Below are 17,219 nucleotides of genomic sequence, written 5' to 3'. Positions count from 1 at the left end.
TCTGCTTTAGGCTTCTCTTTTAATGTGTGGCTGAACCATATAGTCTTGTTTCGTAAAGACGACCCCGTCCAGAATTTCTCTTGCGGTTCGAATGACCTTGACTCTGTTTTGAGACATGTCAATTTCAGTTTGCATAATACCAGCAGGATGCCCAATTCGAAGCGTTTCATTTTGACCGTGATAAATCTGTGCAGGAAGCGTTTGTTCCATAAAGCAGCTGGCTGACACGCAGACAGACCCGGTAATGGCAAGTGCTTGGTGCGGTCTTTGCATCGATAGCATACGAACGATGATGTCCATATCTGCTGCTCTTCTCAAGATTCCATTTGTGTCTACATAATCAGCTGGCTCACTAATAATCGCAAGCTTTGGAACAGCTGGAGACTGTAATGTCGCCATTTCCTTTGGAGCGAAGTGACACATTTCAGCAGCAATGGAACGAATCTCCTCCATATCATTCAGTAATGCTTCAGTAAACTCCTCAGGCAATTCTGTTCCTTTTAAATGAATATCCTTCGCGCGGATAAAGGCAATCGGGTTTGCGATGTCAACGATCGAGATGGGAATCTCTCCGAACTTTGTCTGAATCATATCAATGCGGTTCCCAGTCGGAAAGGTTTTACCTGTGACAGCGCCCTCAGGCTTCTCAAAGGATAAATAAATGGGAGAACCTGTCCCTTTTACTCCTGGAATTTCTGCATGTCCTTCAAATTTAACCTCACCATTTTCAACTTCTACCTCTGCCACAATGATTTTATTCGTGTTGGTATTGAGAATACGTACAGTCGTGATAGGCTCAATCGCTTGAACAAACCCTTTAATGATGGCATATGGGCCTACAGCTGATGAGATATTCCCGCAGTTTCCTTTAAAGTCGACATATCTTTCATTAATGCTGACTTGTGCAAATGTATAGTTTACATCAGCATCTGGACGAGTGGCTTTGTCAATAATCGCCACCTTGCTTGTTAAAGAATTACCTCCGCCGATTCCATCAACCTGCAGCCGGTCAGGACTGCCCATAATGTCTAAAAGAAATGCCTCGAGCTCATCGTGTTCATAGGGTGCATCTTTTGCTTGAATGAATACCCCTTTGCTTGTACCGCCTCGCATGATTGTGATTGGAACTTTTCTCATTGCTCTCACCCTCAATTTTTTAATTAACTGTTTATCTAACCAAAATGGTAAAGTATAATAAGAAATAAGTTAAATACATTATTTTAAAAGGAATCGATAAAAAAATTTTATAATTAGTAAAAAAGGAGGGCAAACAATGGATGAAAAGGATTGGCGGTTTCTAAAGGTACTTTATGAAGAAAAGAACATCACAAAGGCGGCAGAAAAATTATTTGTCTCGCAGCCTGCCTTAAGCTATCGATTGAAACAGCTTGAAGAGGAGTTTGATATGAAGCTTTTCTTCAAAAGAAAACGAGGGATTGAATTTACGTCAGAGGGCGAGTACTTGGCTGAATACGCAAATGACATGCTCAAACAGCTCCAGCAAACGAAAGATGGCATGCTCAATATGCAAGAAAAGGTCAAAGGAACGATCCGGTTAGGGGTCTCAAGTAATTTTGCCCAGTATAAACTGCCAGAAATTTTAAGAGAATTTTCTAAGCAGTATCCACATGTTCAATTTATGGTGAACACGGGCTGGAGCACAAAAGTTATGGATTTGTTAGGAACATCCAGTGTGCACTTAGGGATTTTAAGAGGTGATTACGACTGGAATGGAGAGCGGTTTTTGCTCGATAAAGAGCGGCTTTGTATCATTTCAAAATCAGAAATACAGCTAAAGGATCTCCCGAAGCTGCCGCTCATTGATTATCATACGGACAGTTCATTAAAACGATTGATTAACAGATGGTGGCAGGAAACGTTCTCAATGCCGCCGCTTGTGACAATGGAGACAGACCGTCAGGATACATCGAAAGAGATGGTGAAGCATGGACTGGGCTATGCCATTGTCCCGGAAATTTGTCTCAGACCAAGTGATGAGTTATTTGTAAAAGGGCTTTCGTATAAAGATGGACAGCCTGTTTTAAGAGATACATGGCTTATGTACCAGCCAGACTCCCTTCATTTATCTGTTGTGAAAGCATTCATTGAGTTTTTAAGAAGCCAGCAAGGCTGATTATAAAAAAAAATTATTGAATAAACGAAAAAATCAATATTTTCATTATAAAAAAAGCTATTATATCCTTGAAATAGAAAGCGCTAACATTCAGATCACAAGTGCAAAGGGGCGCTTGTTGATCGTGTAAAGAAGAGGATGGAGGGATATAAAGTGCTAGCTATTTTAGGGATCTTGATGGTCTTAACATTTACATTTCTCATTATGACAAAACGTATGCATCCGGTGGTAGCTCTAACCGTTGTACCTATCATATTTGCATTGATCGGGGGCTTTAACAGCGGATTAGGGGACATGATGCTTGATGGACTCAAAACGGTTGCACCATCAGCTGCTTTATTGTTATTTGCGATTTTGTTCTTCGGTGTCATGCTGGATGCGGGATTATTTGATCCTCTGATTAAACTCATTCTACGTATTGTGAAAGGTGATCCTGTCAAAATTGCTTTTGGGGTAGCGATTTTGTCTATGCTTGTTGCATTAGATGGTGATGGGACCACAACGTACATGATTACAGTATCAGCTATGTTGCCACTTTTCTTAAGAATTGGGATGAACCCCCTGATTTTAGGAACGATCTCATTATTATCATTAGGAATTATGAGCGGTATGACGCCTTGGGGTGGTCCAGCTACTCGTGCAATCGCTGCGCTTGGATTAGATGCCGCTGAATTTTTTATTCCATTACTCCCGACGATGTTAGGGGGCGCTCTTTTTATACTTTTTACTGCATATGTACTTGGGAAAAAAGAACGGAAGCGAATTGGTATTGCTGAGATTCAGCACAAAGAAGAGGTATCCATCTCTCCTGAATTAGCTGCGTCAATTGAGGATGGCGTTGAGGATATGAAGAGACCAAATCTGATTTGGGTCAACTTTTTCCTGACGATTGCTGTCATGGCCACGCTTGTCTTAGATATCGTACCGATTCCTGTCCTCTTTTTAATTGGATTCGTCATCGCTCTCATGATCAACTATCCAAAGGTTGAAGACCAGCGCGAGAGAATTTTATCGCATGCTGGGAATGCATTAACGGTTATTACGCTTGTATTTGCAGCAGGGATTTTCACAGGAATCTTTTCGGGAACAAAAATGGTGGAGGCGATTGCCAATTTAGTGATTTACTTAATTCCGGATTCCTACAGCTCATTTTTCCCGCTAATTGTCGCTTTGACGAGTATGCCATTTACATTTGTTCTTTCAAATGATGCTTATTATTTCGGGGTGCTGCCAATCTTGGCTGAAGCCGGCGCAGCTTATGGGATTGATCCGGTGGAGATTGCGCGCGCCTCTATTATCGGACAGCCTGTCCATTTACTAAGTCCTCTTGTGGCCTCAACCTTACTTCTTGTCAGTATGCTGAACAAAGATATTGGTGATTTGCAAAAATACGCACTGTTATGGACGGTGTTAACCGCCCTGTTTACAACACTCATTGCGCTTTTAACAGGAGCCATTTCTATATTTTAAATGCTTGTTTAACAAAGGACGATGTCTCAGGTAGTAGACTCGTCCTTAGTTGTGCGGTTTGAAGGGGAGGAAATTGGACGCTGATCTGTGGGAATTCTTGATTTTAACGTCACCTACCTCTCGTACGCGGCATATGATATCTCGACTATACAGAATCCCATTCTATAGAGACTAGAGCTCTCACCTTAGCAAGGAGGGTTACAATACTTGAAGGAGAAAGAGTTTCAATCCAAGCCGCTATTAACCAAAAGAGAAAGAGAAGTATTTGAATTGCTCGTCCAAGATAAAACAACAAAAGAAATTGCAAGCGAGCTATTTATTAGCGAAAAGACTGTTCGAAATCATATTTCGAATGCTAAGCATACCTTTTGCAAACGAACAATAATTCCTCGAATAAGTGTAGAAACAAAGTGCTTAGAGGAAGGGGAAAGAAATAGGAGTGGAAAAAAAGAAGCTTAAAATCAATCGTCATTCGATGAAATATTGCTTGTGAAGAATTTGACCTTAGAGGCTCTATACTTTTTTAATGCATCAAGCATGAAATTTCGTTCATCATCTGTTAATGGGTTTCCATCATCATCTATAATGTTAATATTTTTGATTGTATCAAGAGTCAGTTCATTCACATAAACTTGATTCGTCTCTACATCTTTGCCTTTGTTATCAATATATCTAGGATCGGTAATAAAAAAGCTGAGATCCACATTGAAAAAATCGGAAAGTTTCATCATGGCTTCCAAAGACGGACCTTTAATCTTACCGGTTTCAAGCTTTGATAAATACCCATTACTCAAACCAACTTCTTCAGCGAGACGTCTTATTGATAGTTTAGGTTTTTGCTTGTTTCTTAGTCTGTTTAAGTTTATTCCGATTATTTCGTTTTTTTTATAATCCATTAGATAAAGACACCTCAATTTAATAACACTTAATCAATAACAATAATTATATCATGTTGGAAATTACTTGCTAATAATCCTACTCATATTTACAAATAAAGCTCGCAGCATATAACTCCTCCAAAAGTTATATGTTAATATAAACCTTAAAAGGATTATAATTGAATTAACAGAAAAGGATTGTTTTTAATTTTAGATTAAAAATTCATACTTATTCGACATTTTGTGACAGCATTTTCGACTTTAGAGTGCTAAATTGATTTTGAAAGGTGAGCATATGCACAGTACAGTTAAAAATGATGATATAAGAGACGTTCTGAAAAAACACCTGGATAAAATGGAGAAATCCCAAAATAGTATCGCCAAAGCGATCGGGATTACAAAAGGTTATATGAGTAAATTTTTTTCGGGAAAAGAAATAGCTTTTTGGATGGTCATAGAAACAGTAAGGGAAATTTCACCTAGTGAAGAAAAACAATTGATGAAAGAATACTCTAAAAGTGGCTTCGATAAGAAATACATTTATAGCGCTTTGGAATATTATTACACCAATCAGATGTTTAATGAAATAAGATATATTATTGATAATTATTCTTCTGTAGCACCAGACGCTTGTAATGCTTACCGCTTTGCTTTGAACTTTAGAGAATCATTTAAACCGCTTGAACACCAAAGAGCATTAAACAATCTTAAAGCAAAAACTATAGAAGGTAAAACATTACTTGAAATATTTGAATCATATGTCTATTACAATATCGGGAAGTACGATTTAAGTTTGTATTCAATTGATAGAGCCAAGGAATTTTTAAAAGGAATTAATGATCCATTTCTAAAGAAGAGCTTTAAAGCGAGAATTGATGAAATTCTTGCAAACACGTACCTGAAACAAGAAAATAATATTGAAAAAGCAAGAGATTCTGCAATGTCTTTAATGAAAACAGGTATTAGCAAAAGCCATGTCATGACCGCAACATATTTACTTGGCCTATCCTATTTTTTTGAGTCGTATAAGAAATCACTAAATTACTACAAGCAACTTTTGAAATTATATGAAGAGTTTCCAGAGAGAGAAGAAGAAGTTATCCAAAATAAAGAAGAGATTGCTATTCTTCAATATTACTGGTGTAAAAAAATTGATGAAGATTATAATGTTACACATTTCACACAGCTTCTAAGTGAAGGCAGTTCACTTAATCTGTATTACTTAGATAAATCCTTACGCCCCTATGCATATTTATTTGATGGAATTAGAGAGGTAAGGACAGATAAAATTTTATTATGTTTACACTTTTTCTCTGAACAGCGTGATTACTTTAGAGCTAATATCCCGAAAATCCAGTTGAAAAAAATGGATTTAGATCTTACACTTTAAAGGTCAAGGGAGGTGAAAGTATGAAAGTATTAACTAGCTTATTTATAATAACAATTTTTCTATTACCAGCCGGAGTGAAGGGCGCTGATATGACGAGTGAAAAAGAAATGATTTTTCAAACAAAAGAAGTAAGAGTAGGGATGTAAAAAAAGACGTTACCAGAAATGGTATCGTCTTTCGTGTTTTAAAGAGGTGTTTCCTGTTTTGGGAAAACAACAAAACAGGAAACACTAGTTAAATTAGGGGGAAAGTATATTGTCTAGTTACGAACAACTTATTGAAAAAATAGAGAGAGAAATATCTAAAATAAAGAAACTTGAAGAAGAAAGCAAAAAAAAATAAATTATTCTTTTCCTTTTAAATAATTTTCTCTTAATTCTCTTAGTTCCTTTAGGCGATCAATTACATAATTAATTTCTTCTTTTGTGATTTTAGAGCCGTTATCATGAACAATGTTTAATTTTTCAAGGTCATTTATATTAATATGTTTGCTTGAGATTAATTCGTTCTCTTTTTCAGTAAAGCTATTTATGCTTTCTTCATCAAAAAATAAATATGAACTATGTACATCAAAATAATCTGCTATTTTATTTATAACTTTAACGGAGGGAATTTGTGAGTTATTCTCAATTCTAGATAAATAGCTTTGAGATATACCAATTTCCTTAGCTGCATCTTCTACAGTTTTCTTCTTTTTTAAACGTAGACGCTTTACAGCAAAACCGATTTTTCTATTCTCCATTTTAAAACCACCTTTGATCGTAACAGTTTAACCAAAATTACATAATAATTATAGCATACTGACTTTCCAGACGGGAATATTTCTTTTGGAAAAGACTTGCCATTAATATTCCTGTGTGGTATATTCATTCCTGACAGGAATATCAGGAGGTGCTGTGTGATTGATCTTAATGAACTAGCTAAAATGTTGAAAATGAAAAGAAAAGAGAGTGGTCTTTCTCAAGAAGAATTCGCAGAAGAGATGGGGTTTACGGGTTCTTATATATCGAGACTAGAAAACGGAAAAATTTCTCCTACTTTTAAAAGCTTAGAGAGAATTTCAGAACAAGTTGGCATAAAAGCCAAGCTTTTTTTTGGATAATTTAATACCTGTCAGGAATGATGGTTGGAGTTTTAATATTCAAATTTGATGGGTAGTCCTACTGTCCACATTGCATAATATGTTTCGAGGTGATCTTTATGGCTAAGAAAAAGAAAAAGAGAAAAAGCAATTTGTTTCTTGGAGAAGTATTCTTTGGCACAGAAGACAGGGAAAAACTTTTTACCGAGGCTGTGGCGCCTTATTACACACCAGTAAAAAAAGAAAAGAACAAAAAAACTAAAGAGGCTTGAAACTTTTGTTTCACCTTTTTTTAGAGGACAAGCTTTAATAAGAAAAACTATTCATGAAAAACGTTAGGAGGCTTTTAAAGATGGGGGAAGTCAAATGGGTGAAACTAAGCACCCAGATGTTCGATGATGAAAAAATCAAACTCATTGAACAAATGCCTGAATCTGACACTCTGTTGATTATATGGGTTAAGTTACTTGCTCAAGCAGGAAAAACTAACGCATCTGGTTTTATTTATCTAAGCGAAAACGTGCCTTACACAGACGAAATGCTAGCGCATATCTTTGGAAGACCATTAGGAGTTGTTCGTATGGCTTTAGACACATTCAGGAAATTCGGCATGATAGAAATCAATGAACAGAATTATATCAGTATATGTAATTGGGAGAAGCATCAGAATTTGGATGCTCTCGAAAAGATCAGGGAGCAGAACCGATTGAGAAAGCAAAAGCAACGCAAAAAACAGAGCCTTCCACAACCTGAAAATGACATGTCACGTGACGTCACGATCAACGTCACACCAAGTCACGCAACAGATATAGATAAAGAATTAGATAAAGATAAAGAATTAAAAGATATATTGTCGGGCAACCCGACTGTTAATCCTGAAACTCAAGAATCTGAAATTCCATTCAAACTGATTGTTGATCTTTTGAACAAAGTAACAGGGAAATCTTTCAGACATTCGTCTACTGCTACACAAAGATTAATAAAAGCACGCTGGAATGACGGATTCAGATTTGAAGACTTTAAAACTGTGATCCTGACAAAAGCTAATCAATGGCTTAAAGACGAAAAAATGAATAAATACCTGCAGCCAACTACATTGTTTGGAACCAAGTTTGAAGGATATCTGAATGAAGGTGCGGGGGTGATAAAACGTGCAGAGCATCAAATCAGTGGCAGCGGGACCCTTAAACGCAAGAATGACCTTCCATTCTGATTTTTGTGAGAAACACACATACACCAGAGGTAACAAGGATGTCGTAAAGCCTGTTCGTATGATGATCCTAAATGGCAATGTGGTCTGTCCACGGTGTGAACTGGAGGCAGATGAAAAAAAGCTTCAAAGAGACTTAGAGAGTCAGATAGAGTTCAGTCAGCGAACAAAGAATTTCAACACGCTTGAAAAGAGAAGCATCTTCCGAGACAGAACCATTGCACAAGCGACGTTTGATAATTACAAAGTGGCCGAGCCTGAGGAAACGGCAAATAAGCGCCGCATGATGGAAATGGTTGGTTATTTAAAACAAGGCGAAGTATTCAACATTTTTCTTCAAGGTCATCCAGGTGTAGGGAAAAGTCATCTAGCTTATGCAGCACTTAAAGCACTCAATGTACCGCCTGACCCTGACAACCCCGAAGATATGGGGAAATCATGCTTATTTGTAAACCTTGCTGATGCTGCCTTTGCCATTCAAGACTCTTTCCACAACAAAGAAAGTAAATTCACCCAAGGTTATGTAACAGGTCTTATAGGTGATGTGGATTATCTTGTGGTTGATGACATAGGGGCTGAAACGGGATCTGAACACTCAAAGAGTGAGGCCACCAACTTTATACACAAGATACTTTATGCAGTCACATCAGCTAGACAGGATAAAGCAACGATTTACACATCCAATTTAACTGGAGACAAATTAAAACAAATGTACGACACAAAACTTGTATCACGAATGACAAAAAGGTCTAAATACATTTTGTTTAAAGAAACCTTTGATAAGCGTGACGAAGAATTGCCCTTTTAGGAGGGAAACCATGACCGTCAGTAACCCAACAGCATCCGAACTTGCTAGTTTAATAGCCCAATTGGATGCAAATTTAAAAAACTATGAAAAACACAAGGAGGAACGATCATGAAAAAAGGTGGTAGAAAGACTAACAGAGCAGAAAGGAATATTCTGGTGATAAATGGGTTGAACCCACGTTATTGGCTCGTAGAAAGGAATCTGACAACTTCTATGCATATTGTGCATAAAGAGGTCGGTCGCAGAAAGGAAATTGCAAAGTGAGTGCTACTAGAATCATTTTAGAAGATTTCAATTTTGAATGGACGATCGTAGGTCTTAAACGGTTTTTGGATTACTGGTACGAAGGCAGGTCTTTGAGTGAAATGGCCGAGCTGTTTCGCAGGCCAGAAGAAGAAGTGTTAATGCTGATGATTGATTTTTCAAAAAGAGGAAAGATCAAGGAGCGACCGAACGGTGTCGGCGCAAACGAGCCTATGTATATCAAAAAAAGCGCAATGAGCTACAAAAAAAGAGATCTACGCAAGCTGTTTGAACAACAACCGGTTTACTACGCTTGTCCGCACAGTGATTTCATATGGGATGAGAAAGACATCATTTTATTTAGACAAATGTGGCAGGACCAGGAACCGATCAGACACATCGCAAATCGTTTGGCCCGCAATGTCGATGACATCCTGTTGCTTATAATTGACCAAGCAGAATTAGGCAAAATCGAACCACGTAAAGGCGGCGCGCTAGGAAAGGAGTACAAGCATGAAAAGAAAAAGCATCCTGTTGCCATTTGAAAAAGCGACAGTACGCCAGCTGGAAGTCATCGCGCGATATGAAGATTGTCCAAAACGGATCAAGACAGCAGCCGTGCGCCACCTCAAACAGAGGGGAGGCATTAAGTGATGACAGTTGCAGAGAGAGAATTTTTGATCGAGTGGTTGAATCTTACAAACGGGGCTTATGGGCGGGAATATTGCGAGAAACTGACTGACGACGAGCTAGAAAGAATCTATAATCTCAACGTTCCTCAAAGGGATGAATAAAAGGAGGTGAACACATTGGAAACAGTAGCGAATCCATACAAAGCAGGTCCAGTACGTGCATGGGTTATGTCAGAGGATGAACTAGCAGCTTATAGGCAGCAGCACCCACCAAAACCATATAAAAAGAGACTCAAACGTAAAGACTGGCGTTGGAAGCGCACAGATAAATCCGTCGAGTCTCAGTGGTAAGAATTCACATCAGTTCAATGTGAGTAATTAAACTTAGGAACCTTAATTATATCACATGGAGTGATCAAAGTGAACGAACCGCAGACGATTTCATTAGCAAAAAATGAACTATTTACAACCTCAGTCGAACAAGGAAAAGTCCAAGTGGTCGTGCTGGACGGCATCAACAATATAGCCTATTGCATCAATGCGCCAGAGCATGGTCACACGATTATCGAAACGATTAAAGGAAGTTTTGACCGAGTTAGATTTGATTACAGCCATAAAATTAAAAAATAGCAGGGGTTCGTCCCCTGCGGGGGGAGGAATTGCGATGTTATCAAAAGATCAAGTAAACGTTGAGGACCTTTTGCATGAGGTCGAACGTTTGAAAAGAGAAATAGATAAAAAGAATCAGCAGATCAACGGATTCTCAAAGCTTTTCTTAAACGAACTGAATTGGGAGCAGCGACATTTCGAAAGAACTAAAGATGAGTTTCACAGAGGCGGGGTAGCAGCCATGAAAAACATCGAGAAGCAATATGAATTTGCTTTTATGAAGCGATTGGACGGTGGAAAAATATGAGCCTACCAAAACATGTCGAGCTTTCACAGGCAGTCAAAGCTTGCAAACATCAAGCCATCACGATTCAGGATGCTGCTGTCCATCTTAAAGTGCCAGAAAATGTTGTGCCGATGCTGGTCCGCAAAAACGATGATCTGATCATAGAGGGTAACGTGGTCATGGCGAAGCGCGAGTCAAACGGGCCTGTCATCTTCACCTTGATTGGTTTCATGGCGATTATAACGATCGCTGGATTACTAGGAAATTAAATAGGGGGTGCCGTATGGACCTTAACCAGATACTTCAAGGTGATTGCATAAACGTTGTTCAGTCGCTGCCACCGGATACAATTCAAACCGTGATCACAAGCCCGCCTTATTGGGGGTTAAGAGACTACGGAATGACTGAGCAAATCGGTTTAGAAGAAACCGTTCAAGAATACATTCAAAAAATCGTTTCTTTATTCAGAGAGATTAAGAGAGTTTTAAAGGATGATGGCACTGTCTGGCTGAATCTAGGCGACGCTTATGCTGGAAGCGGCCGCGGAAGAATTGCAAACGGCCGTACTCATCCAGGTACTGAACATAAACAATCTATTGGTCAAAGAAGCGGCGTTATAAATTTTTCGAACAAAATAGCGGGATTAAAACCAAAAGATTTAATAGGCTTGCCATGGCGTGTGGCTTTCGCTCTCCAAGAAGACGGTTGGTACTTGCGGAAAGATATTGTTTGGAACAAACCCAATGCCATGCGGAGAGTGTGAGGGATAGGCCGACAAGCTCACATGAATATATTTTTCTTCTCTCAAAATCACAAAAGTATTATTACGATCATGAAGCAATTAAAGAAGAAGCTGCTTATAAACCGTTTCCGGATCCACCAAGAGGATCAAAAGGCGCATTCGGAATGGAACAACTAGGGAGAAGAGAAGACAAGCCCCGTGGTTCATTCAAAGGGAAGTATGGTGACTTAGCATTCAGAGCTATCAGAAATAAGCGGAATAAGCGTTCTGTTTGGACTGTTGCAACCAAGCCAACCAAAGACGCTCACTTTGCAACGTATCCAGTGGAGCTGATAGAGCCGTGTGTATTAGCTGGCTGCCCTGTTGATGGCATTGTATTGGATCCATTCATGGGATCAGGAACAACGGGCATAGCGGCACTCAAGCATAGTAGAAATTTCATCGGAATTGAATTGAACCCTGAATATATAAAGATCGCAAACAAACGCTTAAACGGCGTGCAAATTGAACTGTTGCATCACCTATAAACAGCCTAGCGGCTTAGGAGGAAAAAATAATGAACCTTGAAAAAAATATTAAAGATGTTATTGCACAACAATTAGAAAATGGAATCGTTGAAAATCTGATCGCAGAGCAATTGAAACAAGGCGTTTCAAAAGCGCTTGAAGACCTGTTTGCTTCATATGGTGGAGAAGCAAGAAAAGTCATTGAAAACAAGTTGAAAAGTGTCATTGTGCCATACCTTGAAACTTACGATTACTCAGAATACATCACCAAACTAGATCATGTGCTAGTCGAAACGATAAAAGAAGCTTCATTTGATAACCGCAAACTGCTTGATAACTTCAAGAATTTAATGATCGAAGAAAAAGAAAAAACAATGAAGCTATCCGATCTTTTTGAGAAATGGAAGGAGTATGTAGCGAAGAAAGTAGAAACTGACGGCCTTGAAATTGAATTTGATGATGGACCAGAGTATGAGGCGGTTGAAGTTAGTGTTCAAGTTGAACGTAATGAGGACAGATCATGGAGTAGTTTTGAATACGCCACAATATTTTTTGAATGTGAGCGTGACGAAGATTTGAATTATGAGATACCAATTTCTCTCTATAAAAGAGATAAGGAATGGGATATTAACTATCGAACAAGTAATGAATTGAAATCTCTTAAATATCTAAACGAATTTGAAATCTTGCTAATGAGATTAAGTCAAAACGGTGTGAAGCTCGACCTTGATATTGAGTGGGAAGAGGATGAAGTGACACCAGATGAAGAGCCGGAAGCGACTTTCAGTTAGGAGAAAATATATGAAGCTCAATAAAAAGCAACAGCGGCAAATAATTGATCGAATGAACGACTTTGGAGAAAGAGGCGTGAAATCGGATGGAGCGGATAAAGAAGCAGTTGCCGGCATGGCTACTCTTCTTTGGATGCTACAAGTCTTAAACGTTGATATGGAATCACTAAAGGAGGAAGCACGATGAACGAAAGCAACCCGATTATCTATTCAGTAATAGAGAAATTGCATATGCAGCAGGAAAAGGGCCTGAAAAAGTACGGGGTTGAGGTTGACACCTCTTCCCACGACTTAAAAGGATGGTTGCGACATGCGCAGGAAGAAGCAATTGATTTTGCGACATACCTTGAAACGGCCATTCAGTTGCTGGAAGAACAGGTTAAAAGCAAAAAAGAAGAAATGAAGTTTTATGAGACGCACGAGCCTTATTATGCATTAATCAAAGCGCGCAATATCGAACGTGCAATGGAGATTTACAATAATGACGTTGCAGATGACGGAGACGAATTGAAAATTTCCGAAGTCACTCAAACCTATGCAGCAATCAGACACAGTCGAACAGTTGGTGAGGATGGAAAATTGTTATCGGTTAAAGAAGTGCTTGAGGATATGACTAGCGATAATGAAATGGTTTTGGGAAGAGACGGTAACTTGATATGAGAAAGGAAAATGACAATATGAAATACGCCATTCCTTATGATCATCTTGAGGAAGAGCTTGTGACAGAAGGTACGATGTACACACTTGAACTTAGTAAGTTACTCTTTCATTTTAAAAAAGTTAAAGAAAGTGCGAATAAGTATAGATTGGAATTGTCGGATGAAGACTTTAAACGCTTTTTTAGACTCCATGTATCTGGAGTAGATATAGATTGGATAATGCATATAATATCCACTTATGAAAAATCGTTCACAGACACACTGGTTCAATACATTACTGGATGACTTAGGAAGGGGAATGAAGATGAAAAAACTACTAATCACACTCACTATTATTATTGCGGCGGTGCTTTATGCGCCGTCTGCTGCGGCAGTAACGAGCGGATATAAAACAATCGGAGGGCATACAATCAGCGTATCAACGGATGCCAATTCCTATACGCCGAAAGCCAAAAGTATTGATGTCACAGCTCGAAAAACGGGAAATGAAACGGTCTATTATCGTTTCACCCTTCAAAAGAAGGTGAGCGGCAAATGGAAAGATCAGCGGTTTAGTCTAGTTGGGTCATTTAAGAACGCCACACCAGCAAAGGAATTTTACACAGTCAATCACACTGCTGGCACGCACCGAATTAAGATGACAATCTATAAATATAAAAATTGGACAGGCGTCAAAGGCCATATCTATACGCCGTCATTCGAGGTGCGGAAATGACAATCAAATTATCAAACCTATCTGACGGTGTGAAAGTGATTCATGAGGATGGTTTTCCGACACATACAGTTGGTGAAATGAAGGAGAATATCAAAGATTATGGGCTTCAATATCATGATGACACATATTTCTTATTACCGGATAATAACAATCCAGACGACATGTTTGGTGATGAAATTGATATTGATGTTTTCCCAGACCACTTTGAAGGTTTTATAGCGTTTAGCAGATCAGAACTAGCGACCATTAAGGATAACATTCTCTTTGCAGAAATGAACGGGCATGATTTAAATAAAATCGAAAAAAGGGTCTTAGCAAAGGTTGAAGCTGCTATGTATCCACAAACGGAGGTAGCGGAATGAAAAAAGAAAAATACAGCCACTTAAAGAGTATAGGAGACCATTACTTGAGCGACAGCATTATTGATGCGCCGTACATGCCATCAAAAATGAATTACGAGGTTCACCCTATCACAAAATCCATTGAGATTATTGTGAGAATGGATGATGAGGATGGCGCTTTTGCTTTTATTGCTGGTAAAGATCATATTCCTTTCTTAGAACAAATGTTGATTGATCTCAAAGAGGTAACTAAATAAGTCCAAGACGGAGAGCCTGCGGACACTGATCAACACCTTTTACGGGTGCTGGTTGGTGTCCGTTTTTTATTTGTCGGAAAGGAGCGGACATGAAGAAGGAAAAGCCCAAAAAGAACACGCAGAAGCTCACTGACAGAGATTTAAGAGAGTTGATGGGGCAAAACATGCAGCGTTTAAAAAGAGCCAAAGGCGGGGCAATGCGAAGAAAATAAAAGGAGTGATTGGGATGACTAATAAAAATGATAAGAATCCAAACGAACAAACAGATCAAATGAATTTAGATATCCCTCAAATCGACGAGGAAAAAACAAGATTCAAAATGGAAAGAATGATGGATAAATATAAATTGCTTAGGCTGCAAACGCCAGAAGACTTCCTCCCAAAAATCACAACAACATATACCATTACACCGCCGAGTTTTTCCAATCAGTTTCATTCATCGACCGAGGATGCAGCACTTAAAAAAATGGATTGGGAGATTGAACGGGAAAAATATATGAAGCGAATCGAAAGGGGCATTAATCGTCTTACGCAAAAAGAGCGGCGCATATTAGTTATGCTCTATATGCAGGATGAAGAAATGTTTGATTACGAAATTTACGCGGAAATGGGTCTCAGCCAGCGGAACTATTACCGATTCAAAAATAAAGCCTTTTACCGTTTAGCCTTCGCACTTAGAGAAGAAGTGTACAAGGGGGGCAAGTCATGAATTTTGTTCAGCCGATAAGGGACCTTGATCAGATCCATTATATAAAGAAATATCTTGGAGAGCGGAACAAAAGGAACTTGCTGCTTTTTGTGGCCGGAATCAATCTAGGCTTGCGTATATCCGATCTGCTGGAATTGAGAGTGAAGGATGTAAGAAAGCAATATGTGTCGCTGAGAGAACAAAAAACAGGTAAAGAAAAAAGAATCAAAATAAACAAGACGCTTCGAAAAGCTATAGATCAATATATCAAAGACAAAGATGATCAAGAGTATCTTTTTAAGAGTAGAGAAGGACTCAACAAACCAATCAGCCGCAGCAGTGCATATATCATTATGAGAGAGGCAGCGGACTATGTCGGGCTTGATAGTATCGGTACTCATACGCTCAGAAAAACATTTGGCTACTGGAACTATAAAAAACATAAAGACGTTGCCTTGTTACAAGAAATATTTAACCATTCAAGTCCTGACATTACATTGAGATACATTGGAATTACACAAGACGCTATGGACAAAGCAATGGACGATTTCGGCTTATAGACTCATCTGTTGAAATGGCAGGTGGGTCTTTTTTTTGTTCTTTTTCGTCAACTAACCATAATGAGAAAATGTCCAACTCATTTTAAGGAAATGGCTGAAAAGCAAGAGGGGCAAAGGATACAGAGGTTTATCCAGTTGGACAGACTAATAGATATGGTGAATTGGTGGATTGTGTGGATAATAGTATATATAACATAAGAGAAGGAAGGATTATTATGAATGACATGGAGTATGGTTATTGGGAAGGTGTTAGAAATATCGAAAATGAGAAATATGAATGTGGCTACTGTAATGCCTTAGTGGCCCCTAGAGAAGCATATTTATCAAAAGAATTTTTACTGACTCAAGGGGGATTGGGCGCCTTTATATTAATATGTCCTGGTTGTCAAAGTCCTACTTATATCAGCAGAAACCAAATACAATACCCTGTAAAAAATATTATGAAAGATATAAAGCATCTTCCAGATGATGTGCAAGATTTGTATAAGGAAGTCTGTGATTCATTTTCAGTCCATGCATATACAGGCGCAAGTATTTTGGCTAGAAAAATGATTATGAATATAGCGATGGAAAAACAAGCTGAAAAAAACAAAAAGTTTGTAGAGTATGTGGAGTTTTTAGTGAAAGAGGCTGTTGTACCAAAAAGTACAAAAAAATGGCTGGATTTGATTAGAAAGAATGGGAACGAAGCTGCTCACGAAACGCAAAAATCATCAGCTGAAGAAACTGAGAAAATAATTAACTTCTTAGAAATATTGTTGAGATCAGTTTATGAATTTGAGGGTGAGATATAAATATTTCTTAATGGCACACTTTTGGCAGGATCTTGGCAAAGCATTTTGTCTGAGAGCGGTTATGATGGTATTAGGTGATAAATTGAGAGCGGCTTCCATTGCGGAGGTCGCTTTTTTATATGGAGGTGTTATCTGTGGTAGAACTCTTAATCTTAAATGGCTGTTCAAAACGACGTACAAGGACTTTCATCGTAGGAGTAAATACAAGGCATGCAAGAGCGCTATGGCAAGATTTGAAAAAGAAATTCCCACAATATAAATACCCGCGCTATGTTTCTAGGGATGCTGCAATGCTAGATGGGGTGAATCCTAGCGAAACAATTTTAATTTTGTTGCCGGGCTATTCTCGAAATCCAATAATCAACTGCTATGAATTTCAGTGGTTGAAGGAAAATGCAATTGAAGTAATTCATATCAATGAGGAG

General features: G+C 38.5%; 31 protein-coding genes and 1 pseudogene. 29 read left to right on the top strand and 3 right to left on the bottom strand.

What is annotated here, in order from left to right; translation table 11 throughout:
- Positions 1 to 6: 6 nt before the first annotated feature.
- Positions 7 to 1,137, bottom strand: coding sequence for a 2-methylaconitate cis-trans isomerase PrpF family protein (locus tag BA70_RS08655; RefSeq protein ID WP_034320835.1), 1,131 nt, complete (start codon positions 1,135 to 1,137; stop codon positions 7 to 9).
- 136 nt (positions 1,138 to 1,273) lie between these two features.
- On the opposite strand from BA70_RS08655, the gene BA70_RS08650 reads away from it, so the two are divergent.
- From BA70_RS08650 to BA70_RS19090, 3 genes are all read left to right on the top strand, one after another.
- The gene (locus BA70_RS08650) at positions 1,274 to 2,134 is read left to right on the top strand and encodes a LysR family transcriptional regulator (protein WP_034320832.1); all 861 of its coding nucleotides are present in this window, start codon (positions 1,274 to 1,276) and stop codon (positions 2,132 to 2,134) included.
- 153 nt (positions 2,135 to 2,287) lie between these two features.
- Positions 2,288 to 3,604, top strand: a complete 1,317-nt coding sequence (locus BA70_RS08645; protein WP_034320829.1) for a CitMHS family transporter — start codon at positions 2,288 to 2,290, stop codon at positions 3,602 to 3,604.
- Positions 3,605 to 3,811: 207 nt separating this feature from the next.
- Positions 3,812 to 4,063, top strand: a complete 252-nt coding sequence (locus BA70_RS19090; RefSeq protein ID WP_051691132.1) for a helix-turn-helix domain-containing protein — start codon at positions 3,812 to 3,814, stop codon at positions 4,061 to 4,063.
- 2 nt (positions 4,064 to 4,065) lie between these two features.
- On the opposite strand, the gene BA70_RS08635 is transcribed toward BA70_RS19090, so the two are convergent.
- Entirely contained in the window at positions 4,066 to 4,500 is a 435-nt protein-coding gene (locus tag BA70_RS08635; RefSeq protein ID WP_034320826.1) for a helix-turn-helix domain-containing protein, read from the bottom strand.
- Positions 4,501 to 4,777: 277 nt separating this feature from the next.
- Here BA70_RS08635 and BA70_RS08630 point away from each other — a divergent pair, with 277 nt between their 5' ends.
- Positions 4,778 to 5,872, top strand: a complete 1,095-nt coding sequence (locus BA70_RS08630; protein ID WP_034321092.1) for an AimR family lysis-lysogeny pheromone receptor — start codon at positions 4,778 to 4,780, stop codon at positions 5,870 to 5,872.
- A 20-nt stretch (positions 5,873 to 5,892) separates the two neighbouring features.
- Positions 5,893 to 6,018: a hypothetical protein gene (locus BA70_RS20815; protein WP_275574580.1), complete on the top strand. Its 126-nt coding sequence runs from the start codon at positions 5,893 to 5,895 to the stop codon at positions 6,016 to 6,018.
- Between the two features lie 197 nt (positions 6,019 to 6,215).
- On the opposite strand, the gene BA70_RS08625 is transcribed toward BA70_RS20815, so the two are convergent.
- Entirely contained in the window at positions 6,216 to 6,614 is a 399-nt protein-coding gene (locus tag BA70_RS08625; protein WP_034320823.1) for a helix-turn-helix domain-containing protein, read from the bottom strand.
- Positions 6,615 to 6,770: 156 nt separating this feature from the next.
- On the opposite strand from BA70_RS08625, the gene BA70_RS08620 reads away from it, so the two are divergent.
- The 24 genes and pseudogenes from BA70_RS08620 to BA70_RS08530 form a co-directional block, all read left to right on the top strand.
- Positions 6,771 to 6,974, top strand: coding sequence for a helix-turn-helix domain-containing protein (locus tag BA70_RS08620; RefSeq protein WP_034320821.1), 204 nt, complete (start codon positions 6,771 to 6,773; stop codon positions 6,972 to 6,974).
- A gap of 98 nt (positions 6,975 to 7,072) precedes the next feature.
- Positions 7,073 to 7,225 (top strand): hypothetical protein, encoded by a 153-nt coding sequence (locus tag BA70_RS20310; protein ID WP_167331431.1) that lies wholly within the window; start codon positions 7,073 to 7,075, stop codon positions 7,223 to 7,225.
- Positions 7,226 to 7,305: 80 nt separating this feature from the next.
- Entirely contained in the window at positions 7,306 to 8,166 is an 861-nt protein-coding gene (locus tag BA70_RS08615; RefSeq protein WP_034320819.1) for a phage replisome organizer N-terminal domain-containing protein, read from the top strand.
- Positions 8,105 to 8,971: a P-loop NTPase family protein gene (locus BA70_RS08610; RefSeq protein WP_239646650.1), complete on the top strand. Its 867-nt coding sequence runs from the start codon at positions 8,105 to 8,107 to the stop codon at positions 8,969 to 8,971. The genes BA70_RS08615 and BA70_RS08610 overlap by 62 nt, the downstream gene beginning before the upstream one ends.
- Positions 8,972 to 9,079: 108 nt before the next feature.
- The gene (locus tag BA70_RS20305) at positions 9,080 to 9,235 is read left to right on the top strand and encodes a DUF6906 family protein (protein WP_167331430.1); all 156 of its coding nucleotides are present in this window, start codon (positions 9,080 to 9,082) and stop codon (positions 9,233 to 9,235) included.
- Complete coding sequence (locus tag BA70_RS08605) at positions 9,232 to 9,759, top strand: DUF952 domain-containing protein (protein ID WP_034320814.1); 528 nt, start codon at positions 9,232 to 9,234, stop codon at positions 9,757 to 9,759. The genes BA70_RS20305 and BA70_RS08605 overlap by 4 nt, the downstream gene beginning before the upstream one ends.
- A 108-nt stretch (positions 9,760 to 9,867) precedes the next feature.
- Entirely contained in the window at positions 9,868 to 10,008 is a 141-nt protein-coding gene (locus BA70_RS19945; protein ID WP_149865354.1) for a BH0509 family protein, read from the top strand.
- Between the two features lie 15 nt (positions 10,009 to 10,023).
- Positions 10,024 to 10,197, top strand: a complete 174-nt coding sequence (locus BA70_RS20300) for a hypothetical protein (RefSeq protein ID WP_167331429.1) — start codon at positions 10,024 to 10,026, stop codon at positions 10,195 to 10,197.
- Positions 10,198 to 10,266: 69 nt separating this feature from the next.
- Entirely contained in the window at positions 10,267 to 10,476 is a 210-nt protein-coding gene (locus tag BA70_RS08600) for an XtrA/YqaO family protein (protein WP_034320811.1), read from the top strand.
- Between the two features lie 34 nt (positions 10,477 to 10,510).
- A complete protein-coding gene (locus BA70_RS08595) occupies positions 10,511 to 10,762 on the top strand; it encodes a hypothetical protein (protein WP_034320808.1) in 252 nt (83 codons plus the stop codon).
- Entirely contained in the window at positions 10,759 to 11,010 is a 252-nt protein-coding gene (locus BA70_RS08590) for a hypothetical protein (protein ID WP_034320805.1), read from the top strand. The genes BA70_RS08595 and BA70_RS08590 overlap by 4 nt, the downstream gene beginning before the upstream one ends.
- A gap of 14 nt (positions 11,011 to 11,024) precedes the next feature.
- Positions 11,025 to 12,010 (top strand): annotated as a pseudogene (locus BA70_RS20975) (DNA-methyltransferase).
- Between the two features lie 29 nt (positions 12,011 to 12,039).
- Positions 12,040 to 12,780: a hypothetical protein gene (locus tag BA70_RS08580; RefSeq protein ID WP_034320804.1), complete on the top strand. Its 741-nt coding sequence runs from the start codon at positions 12,040 to 12,042 to the stop codon at positions 12,778 to 12,780.
- A gap of 10 nt (positions 12,781 to 12,790) precedes the next feature.
- Positions 12,791 to 12,967 (top strand): hypothetical protein, encoded by a 177-nt coding sequence (locus tag BA70_RS20165; RefSeq protein ID WP_160171272.1) that lies wholly within the window; start codon positions 12,791 to 12,793, stop codon positions 12,965 to 12,967.
- Positions 12,964 to 13,440: a hypothetical protein gene (locus BA70_RS19440; RefSeq protein WP_078061681.1), complete on the top strand. Its 477-nt coding sequence runs from the start codon at positions 12,964 to 12,966 to the stop codon at positions 13,438 to 13,440. Before BA70_RS20165 ends, BA70_RS19440 begins: the two co-directional genes overlap by 4 nt.
- Before the next feature lie 17 nt (positions 13,441 to 13,457).
- Positions 13,458 to 13,724, top strand: a complete 267-nt coding sequence (locus BA70_RS08565) for a hypothetical protein (protein WP_149865353.1) — start codon at positions 13,458 to 13,460, stop codon at positions 13,722 to 13,724.
- A gap of 19 nt (positions 13,725 to 13,743) precedes the next feature.
- Positions 13,744 to 14,154 carry a hypothetical protein gene (locus tag BA70_RS08560; protein ID WP_034320798.1) on the top strand — a complete coding sequence of 137 codons (411 nt, stop codon included), beginning with the start codon at positions 13,744 to 13,746 and terminating at the stop codon, positions 14,152 to 14,154.
- The gene (locus BA70_RS08555; RefSeq protein ID WP_034320795.1) at positions 14,151 to 14,516 is read left to right on the top strand and encodes a hypothetical protein; all 366 of its coding nucleotides are present in this window, start codon (positions 14,151 to 14,153) and stop codon (positions 14,514 to 14,516) included. Before BA70_RS08560 ends, BA70_RS08555 begins: the two co-directional genes overlap by 4 nt.
- Entirely contained in the window at positions 14,513 to 14,752 is a 240-nt protein-coding gene (locus BA70_RS08550) for a hypothetical protein (RefSeq protein ID WP_034320792.1), read from the top strand. Before BA70_RS08555 ends, BA70_RS08550 begins: the two co-directional genes overlap by 4 nt.
- 89 nt (positions 14,753 to 14,841) lie before the next feature.
- Positions 14,842 to 14,964 (top strand): hypothetical protein, encoded by a 123-nt coding sequence (locus tag BA70_RS20810; RefSeq protein ID WP_260857579.1) that lies wholly within the window; start codon positions 14,842 to 14,844, stop codon positions 14,962 to 14,964.
- Positions 14,965 to 14,978: 14 nt separating this feature from the next.
- Positions 14,979 to 15,461, top strand: coding sequence for an ArpU family phage packaging/lysis transcriptional regulator (locus tag BA70_RS08545; protein WP_051691130.1), 483 nt, complete (start codon positions 14,979 to 14,981; stop codon positions 15,459 to 15,461).
- Positions 15,458 to 16,000: a site-specific integrase gene (locus BA70_RS08540; RefSeq protein ID WP_034320789.1), complete on the top strand. Its 543-nt coding sequence runs from the start codon at positions 15,458 to 15,460 to the stop codon at positions 15,998 to 16,000. The genes BA70_RS08545 and BA70_RS08540 overlap by 4 nt, the downstream gene beginning before the upstream one ends.
- 215 nt (positions 16,001 to 16,215) lie before the next feature.
- The gene (locus tag BA70_RS08535; RefSeq protein ID WP_051691129.1) at positions 16,216 to 16,794 is read left to right on the top strand and encodes a DUF4145 domain-containing protein; all 579 of its coding nucleotides are present in this window, start codon (positions 16,216 to 16,218) and stop codon (positions 16,792 to 16,794) included.
- A gap of 134 nt (positions 16,795 to 16,928) precedes the next feature.
- A partial coding sequence (locus BA70_RS08530) for a hypothetical protein (RefSeq protein ID WP_078061686.1) occupies positions 16,929 to 17,219 on the top strand: 291 nt, incomplete at its 3' end.

Origin of the sequence: Bacillus zhangzhouensis, from assembly GCF_000715205.1 — a bacterium.
Lineage (GTDB): Bacteria > Bacillota > Bacilli > Bacillales > Bacillaceae > Bacillus > Bacillus zhangzhouensis.
The sequence above is the reverse complement of the archived record's forward strand: the minus strand, read 5'-3'. Positions and strand labels throughout refer to the sequence as shown.

Bases quoted from the DNA above. Each gene is read 5' to 3' on its own strand.
- BA70_RS08655 (WP_034320835.1), bottom strand. From the start codon at position 1,137: ATGAGAAAAGTTCCAATCACAATCATGCGAGGCGGTACAAGCAAAGGG.
- BA70_RS08650 (WP_034320832.1), top strand. From the start codon at position 1,274: ATGGATGAAAAGGATTGGCGGTTTCTAAAGGTACTTTATGAAGAAAAG.
- BA70_RS08635 (WP_034320826.1), bottom strand. From the start codon at position 4,500: ATGGATTATAAAAAAAACGAAATAATCGGAATAAACTTAAACAGACTA.
- BA70_RS08630 (WP_034321092.1), top strand. From the start codon at position 4,778: ATGCACAGTACAGTTAAAAATGATGATATAAGAGACGTTCTGAAAAAA.
- BA70_RS20815 (WP_275574580.1), top strand. From the start codon at position 5,893: ATGAAAGTATTAACTAGCTTATTTATAATAACAATTTTTCTATTACCA.
- BA70_RS08625 (WP_034320823.1), bottom strand. From the start codon at position 6,614: ATGGAGAATAGAAAAATCGGTTTTGCTGTAAAGCGTCTACGTTTAAAA.
- BA70_RS20310 (WP_167331431.1), top strand. From the start codon at position 7,073: ATGGCTAAGAAAAAGAAAAAGAGAAAAAGCAATTTGTTTCTTGGAGAA.
- BA70_RS08615 (WP_034320819.1), top strand. From the start codon at position 7,306: ATGGGGGAAGTCAAATGGGTGAAACTAAGCACCCAGATGTTCGATGAT.
- BA70_RS20305 (WP_167331430.1), top strand. From the start codon at position 9,080: ATGAAAAAAGGTGGTAGAAAGACTAACAGAGCAGAAAGGAATATTCTG.
- BA70_RS19945 (WP_149865354.1), top strand. From the start codon at position 9,868: ATGACAGTTGCAGAGAGAGAATTTTTGATCGAGTGGTTGAATCTTACA.
- BA70_RS08595 (WP_034320808.1), top strand. From the start codon at position 10,511: ATGTTATCAAAAGATCAAGTAAACGTTGAGGACCTTTTGCATGAGGTC.
- BA70_RS08590 (WP_034320805.1), top strand. From the start codon at position 10,759: ATGAGCCTACCAAAACATGTCGAGCTTTCACAGGCAGTCAAAGCTTGC.
- BA70_RS08580 (WP_034320804.1), top strand. From the start codon at position 12,040: ATGAACCTTGAAAAAAATATTAAAGATGTTATTGCACAACAATTAGAA.
- BA70_RS20165 (WP_160171272.1), top strand. From the start codon at position 12,791: ATGAAGCTCAATAAAAAGCAACAGCGGCAAATAATTGATCGAATGAAC.
- BA70_RS19440 (WP_078061681.1), top strand. From the start codon at position 12,964: ATGAACGAAAGCAACCCGATTATCTATTCAGTAATAGAGAAATTGCAT.
- BA70_RS08565 (WP_149865353.1), top strand. From the start codon at position 13,458: ATGAAATACGCCATTCCTTATGATCATCTTGAGGAAGAGCTTGTGACA.
- BA70_RS08560 (WP_034320798.1), top strand. From the start codon at position 13,744: ATGAAAAAACTACTAATCACACTCACTATTATTATTGCGGCGGTGCTT.
- BA70_RS08555 (WP_034320795.1), top strand. From the start codon at position 14,151: ATGACAATCAAATTATCAAACCTATCTGACGGTGTGAAAGTGATTCAT.
- BA70_RS08550 (WP_034320792.1), top strand. From the start codon at position 14,513: ATGAAAAAAGAAAAATACAGCCACTTAAAGAGTATAGGAGACCATTAC.
- BA70_RS20810 (WP_260857579.1), top strand. From the start codon at position 14,842: ATGAAGAAGGAAAAGCCCAAAAAGAACACGCAGAAGCTCACTGACAGA.
- BA70_RS08545 (WP_051691130.1), top strand. From the start codon at position 14,979: ATGACTAATAAAAATGATAAGAATCCAAACGAACAAACAGATCAAATG.
- BA70_RS08540 (WP_034320789.1), top strand. From the start codon at position 15,458: ATGAATTTTGTTCAGCCGATAAGGGACCTTGATCAGATCCATTATATA.
- BA70_RS08535 (WP_051691129.1), top strand. From the start codon at position 16,216: ATGAATGACATGGAGTATGGTTATTGGGAAGGTGTTAGAAATATCGAA.